Origin of the sequence: Saccharopolyspora sp. NPDC050389, assembly GCF_040655595.1 — a bacterium.
GTDB lineage: Bacteria > Actinomycetota > Actinomycetes > Mycobacteriales > Pseudonocardiaceae > Saccharopolyspora.
Window position 1 is genome coordinate 113686 of sequence record NZ_JBFAKG010000004.1, and the last position, 13362, is coordinate 127047.

Annotated in this window: 12 protein-coding genes; 7 read left to right on the forward strand and 5 right to left on the reverse strand. The window is 70.5% G+C overall.

Annotation, left to right across the window (positions count from 1 at the left end; genetic code table 11):
• Positions 1–128: 128 nt before the first annotated feature.
• The 5 genes from AB0I53_RS03895 (at position 129) to AB0I53_RS03915 (ending at position 3751) form a co-directional block, all read left to right on the forward strand.
• Complete coding sequence (locus tag AB0I53_RS03895; RefSeq protein ID WP_358595969.1) at positions 129–719, forward strand: hypothetical protein; 591 nt, start codon at positions 129–131, stop codon at positions 717–719.
• Positions 720–738: 19 nt separating this feature from the next.
• Positions 739–1080: a YbaB/EbfC family nucleoid-associated protein gene (locus AB0I53_RS03900; RefSeq protein WP_358595972.1), complete on the forward strand. Its 342-nt coding sequence runs from the start codon at positions 739–741 to the stop codon at positions 1078–1080.
• Entirely contained in the window at positions 1080–2444 is a 1365-nt protein-coding gene (eccD, locus tag AB0I53_RS03905; RefSeq protein WP_358595975.1) for a type VII secretion integral membrane protein EccD, read from the forward strand. The genes AB0I53_RS03900 and eccD overlap by 1 nt, the downstream gene beginning before the upstream one ends.
• A 69-nt stretch (positions 2445–2513) precedes the next feature.
• Complete coding sequence (locus AB0I53_RS03910) at positions 2514–3146, forward strand: TetR family transcriptional regulator (protein WP_358595977.1); 633 nt, start codon at positions 2514–2516, stop codon at positions 3144–3146.
• Complete coding sequence (locus AB0I53_RS03915) at positions 3143–3751, forward strand: hypothetical protein (RefSeq protein ID WP_358595980.1); 609 nt, start codon at positions 3143–3145, stop codon at positions 3749–3751. Before AB0I53_RS03910 ends, AB0I53_RS03915 begins: the two co-directional genes overlap by 4 nt.
• A gap of 21 nt (positions 3752–3772) precedes the next feature.
• Here the strand turns inward: AB0I53_RS03915 and AB0I53_RS03920 are convergent, their stop codons facing one another.
• Positions 3773–4270, reverse strand: coding sequence for a DUF1579 family protein (locus AB0I53_RS03920; RefSeq protein WP_358595983.1), 498 nt, complete (start codon positions 4268–4270; stop codon positions 3773–3775).
• Positions 4271–4460: 190 nt separating this feature from the next.
• Here AB0I53_RS03920 and AB0I53_RS03925 point away from each other — a divergent pair, with 190 nt between their 5' ends.
• Positions 4461–5252 carry an SAM-dependent methyltransferase gene (locus AB0I53_RS03925; RefSeq protein WP_358595986.1) on the forward strand — a complete coding sequence of 264 codons (792 nt, stop codon included), beginning with the start codon at positions 4461–4463 and terminating at the stop codon, positions 5250–5252.
• A 35-nt stretch (positions 5253–5287) separates the two neighbouring features.
• Here the strand turns inward: AB0I53_RS03925 and AB0I53_RS03930 are convergent, their stop codons facing one another.
• On the reverse strand, positions 5288–6424 hold the full coding sequence (locus AB0I53_RS03930) for a serine hydrolase domain-containing protein (RefSeq protein WP_358595988.1): 1137 nt from the start codon (positions 6422–6424) through the stop codon (positions 5288–5290).
• Between the two features lie 224 nt (positions 6425–6648).
• Here AB0I53_RS03930 and AB0I53_RS03935 point away from each other — a divergent pair, with 224 nt between their 5' ends.
• A complete protein-coding gene (locus AB0I53_RS03935) occupies positions 6649–7203 on the forward strand; it encodes a dihydrofolate reductase family protein (protein WP_358595991.1) in 555 nt (184 codons plus the stop codon).
• 328 nt (positions 7204–7531) lie between these two features.
• Here the strand turns inward: AB0I53_RS03935 and AB0I53_RS03940 are convergent, their stop codons facing one another.
• From AB0I53_RS03940 to AB0I53_RS03950, 3 genes are all read right to left on the reverse strand, one after another.
• Positions 7532–8653 (reverse strand): ROK family protein, encoded by a 1122-nt coding sequence (locus AB0I53_RS03940; RefSeq protein WP_358595994.1) that lies wholly within the window; start codon positions 8651–8653, stop codon positions 7532–7534.
• 200 nt (positions 8654–8853) lie between these two features.
• Positions 8854–11538, reverse strand: a complete 2685-nt coding sequence (locus tag AB0I53_RS03945; protein ID WP_358595997.1) for a sugar-binding protein — start codon at positions 11536–11538, stop codon at positions 8854–8856.
• A gap of 365 nt (positions 11539–11903) precedes the next feature.
• Positions 11904–13352 (reverse strand): serine hydrolase domain-containing protein, encoded by a 1449-nt coding sequence (locus AB0I53_RS03950; protein WP_358596000.1) that lies wholly within the window; start codon positions 13350–13352, stop codon positions 11904–11906.
• Positions 13353–13362: the final 10 nt, after the last annotated feature.

Sequence of the window (13362 nt, forward strand, 5' to 3'; positions counted from 1 at the left end):
TCTACTCCCCCGGCTCGAAACGCGTGCCGGACCCGAGTGTGGTCATCTCCGCCGCTGCGCAGGTGGGTACTTTTACCGTCCACCTGACATCTCGACGGACCTACGCTCGCGGGGAATGGAGGTGCGGCATGGACACCAGTCTGGTCACCGCGATCATCAGGGCGGGCCTGTCGTTGCTGGCCCAGACGATCAGCGACGTCACCGGCGACCCGGGGGAATTGCGGTCCAAAGCGCGGGACTGCGCGCTGTGCGCCCAGCAGGTGGGGGCGGCCGCGTCCGCGACCGGGCAGATCGTGACCCAGCTGGGCGAGACCTGGAACGGCCGGGGCTACGACGCCTGCCGGCAGACGTCCGACAACTTCGTCGACCAGCTCAACAACGCCCTGAAAGTGGCGCTGGAGAAGGAAAGCCAGCGGCTCACCGCCGCCTCGGACGCGCTGGTCAAGGCGCGCAACACCGCGCAGACGCAGAAGAAGAGCTTCTTCGAGACGGCGATGGACATCGTGCAGCGCATGATGGACGCCATCAGGGCGGCGCACTCGATGTCCTCGCCGTGGCGCGAGGCGGCCATCGCGCTGGCCATCATGAACGCGGTCATGCAGGCGGTCCAGGCGAAGTCCGAGGCCGAGTCGGGCGCCGAGCAGACCAAGAACGAGCTCAGCCAGACACTGTCCAACTTGTTCGCCGACAGCGGCGCACCCGCCGCGGTGGCCGCCTGAACCGAACGGGACATCGCCGATGAACGCGCTGCACACCACCCAGGGCCCGGACGATCCGCCCGAACTCGCCGAGTTGATGCGGCGGTTGCAACACCAGCAGGCGGAGATCGACCGCATCCGGCAGGACGTCGACGCCACCCTCGTCTCAGGCTCCTCGCGGGACAACGAGGTGACCGTCACGGTGCGGGGCACCGGCAGGTTCACCGACGTCTCGATCGACCCCGAGGCGCTGCGCCGGTACGACGCCCGCGATATCGGCGCGATCGTGGTGGAAGCCGCCAACGACGCGCTGGACCGGCTGGCGCAGCACGCGGCGCAGCGGCTCGCGCCGGCGCTCGATGCCACCGACGAGTGGACGTGATGCCCACGCCGCGCCGGGTGACCGTGGTGGCCCCGGGCTCCAGGGTGGATGTCGCGCTGCCGCTGGAGTGCACGGTGGCGGAGCTGATCCCGCAACTCGTCCGGCTCACCGGCGTGCCGAGCCGCCCGGAGCAGCATCCCGGCTGGGTGCTCGCCCGCATCGGCGGCTCGGCGCTGGCTCCCGGCCTGACGGTGTCCGCGACGTTGGTGCAGGACGGCGAGATCCTCTGCCTGAATCCCCGCCCGAGGCAGGAAATCCCGCTGGTCTTCGACGACACCGTCGACGCGATCGCCGGTGCCGCGCAGGTCCGCTCCGGGCCGTGGCGGCCGAAGGCCGGGCGGCACCTGAGCCTCTTCGCAGCCATGGCGTTGTTCGTCGGTGCCACCGTGTTCGCGGCCGCGGCGCTGGCCGGCGGCCCGGCGGCACCGATCGGCTGCGCGGTGATCGCCGTGGCGCTGGCGGTCGCGGGCGGCGCCCTGTCCCGAGCCCGGGGCGACCTGGACTCCGGGAGCGCGACCGCGGGCGCGGGCGTGGTCGCGGCGCTGCTGGCCGGGATCACGGCCCTGCCGCCGCACGTGCCCTGGCCGATCGAGATCGGATCCTTCGCCGCGGGCCTGGGCGCGGTGACGTTGTACGCCACGGCGGCGGCGATGCTGGTCCACCGGTTCGCAGTGTTCGCGCCGATCATCGCGGCCTCGGCGCTCGGCGCGGTGATCACCGCAAGCGTGCCGCTGTTCGACCTGCCGGGCGCCTCGGTCGCGGCGGTCTCGGTGACGCTGACGGCCGCGCTCACCGCAGCCGCACCGATGATCGCGCTGCGCCTGGCCCGGTTGCCGATGCCTCGGGTGCCGGCGGACATGGACTCGTTCCGGGCCGACGAACAACCAACGCTCGACTCGTCGGTCCTCGGGCCGACGACGACGGCGACCGACATCCTCACCGGCCTGGTCACGGCGCTCGGCCTGGTGACGGCCGGAGGTTGCCTCGTGCTGCTAGGTAACCCGTCGCCGTGGTCAGCGGTGCTGGTTGCGCTCGTGGCCACCGCGTGGCTGCTGCGCTCGCGCTCCTACGCGGGTACCGCGCAGCGAGTGGCGGTGATCGTCATCGGCCTGCTCCTGCTGATCGGCCTTGGCGCGCGCCTGCTGTCCACACTGGACCACTACTGGACGCTCGCGGTCGCCGCGTTCGCCGTCACGGCGGGAGCGGGATGCCTGCACTACGCCGGACGAAACCCGGCGAGCCTGCCGTCCCCGCTCCGCGCCCGCTGGCTGGACATCCTCGAATACACGGTGCTCATCGCGCTAATCCCCACGGCGGCGGCGGTCCTGGACCTCTACAACACGATCCGCGACGCGGTCGGCTGACGACTCGCCGAACCGCGTTCCGGGCACCCTCCTACCCGCCAGATTGAACACCTGTTTAGCATGTTGAACATGCGTTCAAAGGACGAGGACCGGACCACGCGGGCGATCATCCGCGAGGAGTCGCTGCGCCTTTTCGCCGAGCACGGCCCGGACGCGGTGACGATGCGGCAGATCGCCGCCGCGGCGGGCGTCTCGCCGGGGCTGGTGATGCACCACTTCGGCTCGAAGGAAGGCCTGCGGGAAGCCGTCGATCAGCACGTGTTCAACGCGTTCGAAGCGATGCTCGACGCGCTGACCGCCGGACCGGCGCCGGATCCGCGGGACGCCGCGGCGACCGGATCGCTGGTCGAGGCGCTGATGCGACACCTGCCTCCCGGCTCTCCCCTGCCCGCCTACCTGCGCCGATTGCTGCTGGCGGGCGGCGAACCGGGCCGACGGCTGATGCGGCGCATCTACGAGGCGAGCAGCGCGGGGCTGCGAGCCATGGTGGCGGCGGGCAAGGCGGCGCCGGGCCGCGATCCCGCGATGCGCGCCGCGATCCTGATGGCCAACGACCTGGCCGTGCTCCTCCTGCACGACCAGCTCACCGACGTGCTCGGCGTCGATCCGCTGACGACCGAGGGCATGGGCCGCTGGACCTCCGAGTCGCTGGCCATCTACGCGTCAGGGCTGCTCCCGGTTCCCGAGGAGCACGAGGCATGACGACCAGGCATCGCACTCGACGCATCGACTGGGAATCCGCCTCGGCCAAGCCGAGCTGGTTCTTCGGAACCGGCGCCACGACCGCCGAACGGACGTTGGCCCACCTGGCGGCCGCGGCGGGCATCGCCGTCCTGCTCTGGACCGCGCGGGACCTGCCCTGGCCGTGGTGGAAGTACCTGGTCGGCGCCGTCCTGGTGTACGACCTCGCCGGCGGCGTGGTCGCCAACGGGCTCAACGCCGCCAAGCGCTTCTACCACGGGCCACTGCCGCTGCCGCCCACCCGGCTGAACCGGTTGCTGCACAACGAGATCGGCTTCGCCGCCGTCCACCTGCAGCCGATCCTGATCGGCGTGCTGTTCGGCGGCCCGCGGTGGTGGGGACCGCTTTGGTACGCCTGGGCCCTGGCGGGAGTCGTGCTGGTCGCCCGCGCGCAGCTCTACCTGGCGCGCCCGCTCGGGCTGTTCGTCGTGCTCATCGGCGTGATGATCGCCCCGACGCTGCCCAGCCCGGAAGGCTTCGCCTGGCTCCCGGCGGTCCTGCTGCTGAAACTCGTCCTCGCGCACGCCGTTCCCGAAGAGCCGTACGGCCGCACCGAATCCGCCTGATCAGGCCGCGTCGGACGCGCCTCATTCGACCTTGATGAGGGTGACCTTCATGGATGGCTTGTAGGTCGTTCCGTCATCGGTGCGCTCGTGCAGGACGGTCTGGACGCGGTGGCCGTCGCTGAACTCCACTGTGGAACGGGTCGTTTCGCCCTGGTAGGTCCACGTGTCGCCGCGCGCGATCAGGCTGCTGACGGTCACGTTTCCCTGGCTGTCGAAGAAGTGCGACGTGTAGGCGCCACTCGTCTCGTCGTACCCGATGATCTCGGTGCCGCCGACGCCGAACTCGCCGATGCGCCCGTATGCCGAGTGGAGGATGAAGAACCCGCCGGGAGCCCACTCGTACACGTCGGAGGTCGTGATCGCCGGCCCGGGGCTTCCGTCATCGTTGATCATGTGGCCTTCGTTGATCCACCTGCCCACCCAAGCGCCGAGCGCGTCGTGCTGAGGGCCTCGCCTGGGCCCCTGACCGTCGGCGTGTTCGGCACCGCGGTTGACTGCCACTACTCGTGATGTCGTCATATTTGCTCCTCTTCGATCGGGAGATTTCCCAGGCGCGCTTCGGTGGCGGTCCTCAAGCGGTTCGAGGGTCGCACACGGGCGTGACAGGCCCAGGGCGGCGGCGCACCAGCGGCGGCCCATCCGAACAGGCCCTTTCCGGCGAGTGGATCGTGATACTTTCGCCGCGAACGGTCACAGGGGGTATTGCGAAATGGCACACGAGCCCGTCGAAATCGACACCGGCGTGCCGCACTCGGCGCGGATGTGGAACTACTGGCTCGGCGGCAAGGACAACTACGCCGTCGACCGCGCGGCCGGCGACGAATTCCGCGCCCTGTTCCCCGGAATCGACTTCGCCGCGCGCGCCGGGCGGGCGTTCTTGGCGCGCGTCGTGCGGCACCTGGTCGTCGAGGCCGGCGTGCGCCAGTTCCTGGACATCGGCACCGGGCTGCCCACCGCGGACAACACCCACGAGATCGCGCAACGGCACGCCCCCGAGTGCCGGATCGTCTACGTCGACAACGATCCGCTGGTGCTGGCCCACGCCCGGGCGCTGCTGACCAGCAATCCGGCAGGCGCCACCGACTACATCCACGCCGACATCCGCGACCCGGAGACCATCCTGGCGCGCGCCGCCGACACGCTGGACCTCGACCGCCCGGTCGCACTGGTGCTGTTCGGCATCCTCGGCCTGGTCCCGGACGAGGATGATCCGTGGTCCCTGGTCCGTCGACTGCTGGGGGCACTGCCGCCGGGCAGCTACCTCGCGCTGTTCGACAGCCCGGACACCGATCCGGCGCTGCTGGCGGCCCGCCGCAAGCAGGCCGACGCGGGCGCGATCCCGTACCACAGCCGGAGCCCGGAGCAGATCGCCGAGTACTTCCGGGATCTGGAGATCCTCGAACCCGGGCTGGTGCCCTGCACCCGCTGGCGTCCCGACGAGCCACCGGCCGATTCCCCGGCCGACCTGTCCACGCTCGGTGGCATCGGCCGCAAACCCTGACCTCAACCGTCCGCTGTGGACAGCTGGCCGGGGCGCTAGCACGCGTACCGCCAGAAGTCCCGCATCCACTCGGCCGGGACGGGGCCTTCCGTCGCGACCTGGGTGAACAGGATGGTCACCGCGCCGGTGGACGGGACGATGTGCGCCGACGTCCCGGTTCCGCCGACCCAGCCGTAGCGCCCCGGCACGTTACACGGATCGATGGCCGCGATGTCGACCGAGCCGCCGAATCCCCAGCCCTGCCCCTCCAGGAACACCTCGCCGATCTCGCGCTGGGCCGCGGTGGTGTGATCGCTGGTCATCATGCGCACCGAATCGGCCGACAGCAGCCGGCGGCCGTCTGCGGTGGTGCCGCCGGCCAGCAGCATCCGGCCGAAGGCGAGCCAGTCGTCGACGGTCCCGACCAGCCCGCCGGAACCCAGCGGGAACGCCGGCGGAGTGCTCCACTGCCCGTCCGGGCCGTCGGCGAGCTCCAGCCCGGCGGGACCGGGTCGGTAGTAGCTGGTGAACCGGTCCCGGTTGGCGGCCGGCACCACGAACCCGGAGTCGGCCATGCCCAGCGGCGCGAACACCCGCTCCGCCAGGAAGTCCGGCAGGGACCGGCCGGAGGCTCTGGCGATCAGCACGCCCTGCAGTGCCGAGCAGGTGTCGTACAGCCACGCCTCGCCCGGCTGGTGCAGCAGCGGAATCCGGGACAGCTCGGCCATCCACTCGTCCGTCGCCGGGAAGCTCTGCGGCTCGCGGCCGTCCCTCTGCACCGAGAACAGGCTCTGCACCGCCGGCAGCTCGAAGTCGGATGCGAAGCCGTAGCCCGCCGTGGAGCTGAGCAGGTCGAACACCGTGATCGGTTGGGCCGCCGGGACCACGTCGTCGACCGCGCCGGCGGGCGTGCGGACGACGGACGGCTCGGCCAGTTCCAGCAGCCACTTCCGGACCGGGTCGTGGAGCGCGATCCGGCCGTCCTCGACCAGCATCAGCACCGCTGCGGCGACGATGGTCTTGGTGACCGATGCGATGCGGAAGATCGAGTCCCGGGTCATCGGGGCACCACCGACGGCGAGGGAACCGACGGCGGCCACCTCGACCCGGTCACCGCGCGCCACGAGTCCCACCGCTCCCGGCACCGATCCGTTGTCGACGTGCTTCCGCAGGATGTCGTGCAGGTCGGTCATCATCCACCTTTCGTCACCAGGTCCAACAGGTAGACGACCGAGGCGGCCGGAACTCATCGGTCCGTCGCGCGTTCGTCCGATCTGGATCACGCGGCGCGACGAAATACCTAATGTCCCTTTTCGGTCGTAGATGAGTTTTCGCGCGGCCGGGGTCTGTACCGTTGGGCCACCGGCACGTCGCGGGCCCGGACCGCATGCCACCACCGAAACGGAAAGAGACCGACATGGGCGAGATCCACGTGCACGAGTTCGTCAGCCTCGATGGCGTGTTCGAGAGCCCGAGCTGGACGGCCGAGTACGGCTTCACCGAGGGAATGGGCCGGGCGATCGGCGGCCTGACCGAAGCCAGCAGCGCGATCCTGTTGGGGCGCACCACCTTTGAGATGTTCGCCCCGGCCTGGTCCGGGCGAACCGCCGAAGACGACCCGGGCGCGCCGTTCTTCAACGACAGCCCGAAGTACGTGGTGTCGTCCACCCTGACCACGGCCGACGCCTGGAAGAACTCGACGGTGTTCGGGGCCTACGACCCGCAGGCGATCCAGAAGCTGAAGAACGAGGTCGACGGCCACATCTACATCAGCGGAAGCGGCAAGCTGGTGCGCGCGCTGCTGGCCGACGGCCTGGTCGACGGCCTGCACCTGCTGGTCTACCCGCTCGTTCTCGGTTCCGGCGAGAGGCTGTTCCCGGAAGGCACCCAGCGCCTCCCGCTGTCCCTGACCGACCAGGAAGTGTTCGAGAACGGCGTGGTGCACCTGACCTACGGCCCCGCGAAGTCCTGAGCTCTGGCTAGGTCCCGTGTGTACTTTGTGTCGCTATAGAGCCTGTTTCCAAACTCGTCCTGCGTAGCGGTGCGGGTGGCGGAACCTCAGAGGTCTTCTCGCTGTGGGATCCCCGACATCATGAATGACCAATTCACCACGTCGGGGCTGTCCTCGCGAGAAGACCTCTGAGAACCCGCTGCGGTGCAAGCGGCGTGCGTGGGCTAAGCGGCTGCGCCGCTTCAAAGACAAAGCGCCCGCGTTACCACATCCGCACGTCACCACATCCAAAACAGCCCTCTATAGCAGCACAAAGTACACACGGGACGGACTCGCGCCGCGGGGCTCGTCAGTCGCGGAGGGCGCCTGAGTCGATCACCAGGTCGCGGATTCGCTCCAACGCTCCCTGGGTGACCGCGCGGTCGCCGAGTTCCGCGAAGCGGACGTCCGGGCAGACCGGCACCCGCCGGGCCAACTCGGACCGGATGCCGACCAGCCCGGGTTCGCCGAGTTCGGTGGCTGCGCCGCCGACCAGCACCAGCGCCGGGTCCACGGTCAGGGCCAGCACCACGGCCAGGTGGGTCCACGCCGCGACCACCTCGTCCAGCCGACCTCGGTCGGTGAGCGCCTGCACCGGTTCCGCGGTGCCGATCGCGTCGGCCAGCCCGCCCAGCCCGTATCGCTGCTCCACCGTGGCGTCGCCGGTCGGCTCGCGCAGGGGCAGGAGGCCGATCTCGCCGCTGGCACCGTGCGCGCCCGGCAGCACTCGCCCGCCGAGCATGATGCTCGCCCCGATGAATCGTCCGATGTAGAGCAGCACCACGTCGTCGGCTCCGCGGGCCGCGCCATGCACCCGTTCGCCGGTGAGCATCAGGTTGACGTCGTTGTCCACCAGCACGCAGTCACCGAACCTGCCCGCGAGCGCGTCTCCCAGCGCCTCCGGGCCGGTCCAGCCGAGGTCCGGCGCGGTGCCGACGACTCCGGTGCCGGGCGCCACCACGCCCGGCACCGCGATCGCCACCCCGCACACGTCTATGTCGGTCAGCCCGTTCGCCCGGCACAGCGCGACGAGCTCCCCGACCAGCCATTCCGGTTCCATCCGGTCGCCCTGGTAGGCGGCGTGCCGGTGGGCCACCACGGTGCCGGTGAGATCGGCCAACGCCAGTTCGGCTCGCCCGCGGGCCAGTCGCGCCAGCAGCACCCAGCGGCTTCGCGGCCGGATCGCCAGCAGCACCGGGCGGCGGCCGCCGGTGGAGCCGGCCGCTCCGATCTCGTGCACCGCTTCGTCCGCCAGCAGGTCGCGGACGAGCCTGGTGATCACCGGCTGGCTGATCCCGGTCAGCTCGGCCAGGTCGGTGCGGGACAGCGGGCGCTCGCGCAGCTGCCGGAGCACCGCCGCGCGGCCATCCCGCCGCCCGCGCGGGGTCTTGCCTGTTGAGGTCCGCCGATCCTCGGCGAGCGTTCTGGTCACGGGCCGCCTCGACTTTCTTTCTGTCGAAATGAAAGTCTAGCAACCGGCCCCGGGCCACCACCAGATCAAGACGGCGGGCGGCCAGAACCCGTGTGCACTTTCTGTTGCTATAGCAGCACAAAGTGCACACGGCCCTGGTAAGCCACACGGCCCTGGTAAGCCGAACGGCCCTGCCGGTCGGGACCGGCAGGGCCGCCGCATCAGCCCTCGATCGGCGCGGTGCGGGCAAGCGTGGCGCCGTCCGAGGCGTAGGACAGCAGCACGCGGTCGGCCGCGCCGACGGGCAGCCGCACCGTGGTCTCGCCCTTGGGCAGTTCGCGGCTCACCTGCCCGGTGGCCTGCTCGCCGTCCCAGCCGAACAGCCGGACCGCGCCGGCCACCTTCGCGGTGAGCTCGACGTCCACGGTCGTCGCGTCCACCCGCCGCACCGAGCGGATCTGCACCGCGTCCGCGGCCAGGCCCGGCGCTCCGGACAGCGGCACTCCGTCCACACTGGACTGCAGGATGCTCAGCGGCGAATCCACGCTCCTGGCCGCGGTGTCCGGCAGCACCGGCTCCTTCGGCTGCGAAGCCGGCGGCTGGTAGCCGGGCAGCTCGGCCAGGCCCCAGCGGTACGGATCGCCGCGCACGCCCTTCCAGGTCGACCAGCCCACCCTGGTCTGCGTGGTCTTGTCCTGGGTGTCCGAGTCGTAGATCAGCACGTTCAGGCCCATGCGCGCCGGGTCGACCGCGTCCGGCAGCACCGAGAACGGGATCTTCGCCTCGACCGCGTAGCCGCTGTACGGCTCGGTGAGCTTCGACGCCACCTGCATGCCGGGCGCGGTTTCCGGCCCCGGGCCCTGGTGGTTGTCCGCGTCCCGCTCGAAGCACGGTGGGTTGCCGCGTTCGGGATCGTTGGTGGTCGGGAAGATTCCGGACTTGAACGCGGTGGCCGTGTTCTCCGACGTGCCCGACGGGTCGATGGTGATCTCCACCGAATCCGTGCGGCGGTGCCGCTTGCAGTCGTTCGGCTCGATGACGGTGCCGAGGACGTCGTCGGTCACGTGCACCATCACGTACAGCGCGTCGTCGGTGAAGGTCACCTTCGCGGTCCCGGAGATGTCATCCGCCGGGGCCGGGGTTCCTTCCCACAGCGAGGAGAGGTCCAACTCCGGGCCGGCGTACTCGCCGTCGCCTTCCACGCCGTCCATGGCCGGGGCGGACTGCGCCTTCGGGATCGTGGTCACCGGGACCAGTTCCAGGGCCGCCGCTTCGGTTCCGGCCCCGCTGGTCGACGTGGTCTCGATGGCGATCGGGTAGTCGCCGTCGTTGGGCGCCCGGTTGGACGTGGGCAGGCCCGGGTCGGTGTTGGTCACCTCGAAGGTCACCGAACCGGTGGCGCCGGGCGCGAGGGCCGAATACTCCTTCTCGGCGGCGTCCGCGCGAAAACCGTCGGGCAGGTTCAACCGCACCGCGCCGCTTTCCGGAGCCTCGCCGCGGTTGACCAGGTCGACCCGCACCGAGCGGGACTGCCCGCTGCCCAGCGTCAGGACCGGCTTGTTCAGGCTGTCCAGCTGCGGCGCGCCGACGTTTCCGGCCCATTCCCGGAACTGGCCGACCTGCGCCAGCGGCTCGATGGTGCCGCGCACCGCGGGCACAACCCGCACCACGCGCGAGGAAACCCCGCTGGCGTGGTCGGCGGTGTCCAGCCTCGCCGCCAGCCTGGAGCGCGTGTTCGGCGCGGCGTCCGCCGGCGGTGTCACGGTGAAGCGGACCGTCTTTTCGCGGCCCGGCGGCACCGTGCCGAGCTCGCCGGAACCGGTGATCTGCCATCCGTCCGGCACGTTCAGCCCAACCCGGCCCTGCTGGATCGCGCGGCCGACGGCCTTGGCCCGAACCATCACCTCGAACGGTGCGCCCGGAACGACGTCGAAGCGGTCGGTCTCGACCGCGAGCTCCGTGCCCGCCGGCAATCCGCCCGAGCCTGGCAGCACCGCGCCATCCAGCGCGGCGGTGACCCCGGCGGCATCCGGGCCATACGGCGCGCGGCTGTCGATCTCGGTGAACCAGTCGCAACCGATCTTCGCGGGATCCGTCGGCGCGGGCGGATTGCTCGCCCAGCCCTGGGTGCGGTACTCCCACTCCGCTTCGCGTTCCACCGTGGACCACGGCTTTCCGCCGTTGGTGGAGGAAGGATGCCCCGCCCACACCCCGAGCACCCGGTCGGTGGGCTCCGCCGGGCGGTAGCCGGTCGCCTCGCACTCCGGCCCGGGATCCGCGGTGCCCCGCGCGCCCGACTGGAAGATCCGCCCCACCCGCCAGGGATTCAGGTTCTCGTCCGAGATCTGCTCCGGAAACGCCGACGGGTCACCGGCTTTCAGGTACGCCTCGACGGCCAGCCGCGCCGCCTGCTGGTGGTTGCCGTGGTTTCCCGGCGTCGGCGACGGGTCCATGGTGACGATCACCTTGGGCTTGGTCGCGCGAACGACCCGCACGATCCGGGAGAGGCTGTCCTCGTGGTCCCAGACCTGCTCGGTCAGCGGCGCGCTGACCGTGTAGAAGAAGTCGAGCTTGTCCAGGTTGTAGACGTGCTCGACGCCGGCCTTGCCGACCGCGCGCCGCTCCTCGCCCTCCCGGATCAGGCCCAGCGGCGGCCCTTCCTCGAAGCCGACGGCGTTGCCTCCGCCCTCCCCTCGGGTCGTCGTGATGACGCCGGCCTTGACCCCGTGCTGCTCGCTCCACTGGCCGAGCGTCGACAGCGTGCCGGCCTCGTCGTCGGGGTGCGCGCCGATGAACAGCACGTCGAGTTCGACCGGGTCGGCCGGGCGCGGCGCCGCGTGCGCGACCGGTCCCGAACCGAAGGCGAACACCGCGACCGCGGCTGCGATCGCCGGGCATTTTCGCATTCTTCCTCCACGAGAAGTGAAACAAGATAAAAGGAACTTCCGCGCGAGAAAATATCTACCGCAACAGAAACAAAGTTCCCCGAAAATCCCCCGGCAACGCGCTTTTCGGCCAACTTCGACCGCATCACCACATCCTCGAAACCGGGGGATCGAGGAATGTTAGGAAGAACGAAAACGGAAAGTCAACAGGCGGCTAGAACTCGCGGGTTCAGGCACGGCGCGATGCTTTCACGAGCCGACGACAGTCCGTGATCGCCGGATGTTGCGCGTTCGGAAGATGCGGCTCCGGAATACGCTCTGCGATGCAAGCGGCACCGGTCCACAAGAGACAGCGGTCCGCGAAACCTGCGAGCGGGCCTTCGGATTCACGCGCTGCGACCGGCGCGAGCGGCCTGTGCGAGCCGCAGGAGCCGCGCCGAGAGCACCGCGACGCTTCCGATGGCCGCAGTGGCCAGCAGCAGCATGAACGTCGGGTACAGGTACGGCACCTGGATCCAGGCGACGTCCCGGCCGCGGTAGAGCGTGCTGACGACCCGGTCGATGAACACGAACACCAGCAGCGGAATCGACAGCGGCAGCAGCCGGAATGCGGCGCGAACCGCGCTCGACCGCTTCGTCGCCCACCGGCGCGAACGCAGCACGCCGCGGATCGCGAGCAGCGCGGCACCTGCGGTCAGCACCAGCAGCACCGCGTCGGCCACGACGAACGGGGCGTTCGGCACCGGCGCGGGTGTGCCCTCCAGCAGGGCGATGAGTTGATCCGCGATCGCTTTGGCGTCGCCGTAGGCGAGTCCGGTGTTGGCCATGACCGCGATCCCGTACCCGGAAGCCGGCAGCAACGCCTGGTAGGCGGTGGCGGTGAACAGGTCGCCGCTGTGCGCGATGATCGGAGCGCCGGAACCGGTCGTGCCCACCGACCAGCCGAGAGCGTAGTCGCCGGAGATCTCCGACGACGGAGCGTGCGTGGCGGCGATGGTCGTGGCGGTGGCGATGGCCGCTCCCCCGGGGCCGCGACCGCCGTTGTTCTGCGCGATCAGCCATGCGGACATGTCGTGCGCGGAGCTGAGCATTCCGCCGGAACCGCCGCCGAAGGCAGGTGGTTCCGGCACGGCGACGGCCGAACCGAGCACCATCAGATGCCCGTGCGCGCTCGGCGGCAGCTCGCTCGCCGTGTCGATCGTGCGACTGTCCGTCATGCCGAGCGGCGCGAACACGTGCTCCTGGAGGTAGTCGTCGAAGGGCTGCCCGGCGACCACTTCGACCAACCGCGCGGCGACCTGGAAGTTGGGGTTGTGGTACTCCCACCGGGTTCCGGGTTCGGCCGCCAGCTTCGCCGAGCTCATCTCGGCCACTGCTGACCGCAGCGAATCCGGCTGTGGCCGGTTGAAGGGCGGGTAGGTCGCGTCGGACAGTCCCGAGGTCTGGTCCAGCAGCTGGCGCACGGTGATGCGAGCCGCGCGCGGGTCGGACGTGGTGAATTCCGGCAGATAGCTGCGCACGGGCTCGTCCAGGTCCACCCGGCCCGCTTCCGCCAGCTGCATCACGGCCAACGCGGTGAAGGACTTGCTCACCGACGCCACGGCCATGGTCGTGTGCTCCGTGACCGGCTCGCCCGCCGGAGTGCGGCCGTACCCGGCGGCCCGCACCACTTCGTCGCCCTGGGTGACGGCGACCGCCGCGCCCGGTAAACCGGTGCTTCGGAGGTACTCCTCGACGACGGAGTCGATGTCGGCGGCGCCGACCGGCGGGGCCGCCGGGGCGAACGCGGCGGCGACGGCGAACGCGCCGGATGCGATGAGCGCTTTGATGATCATGCCGACGAGT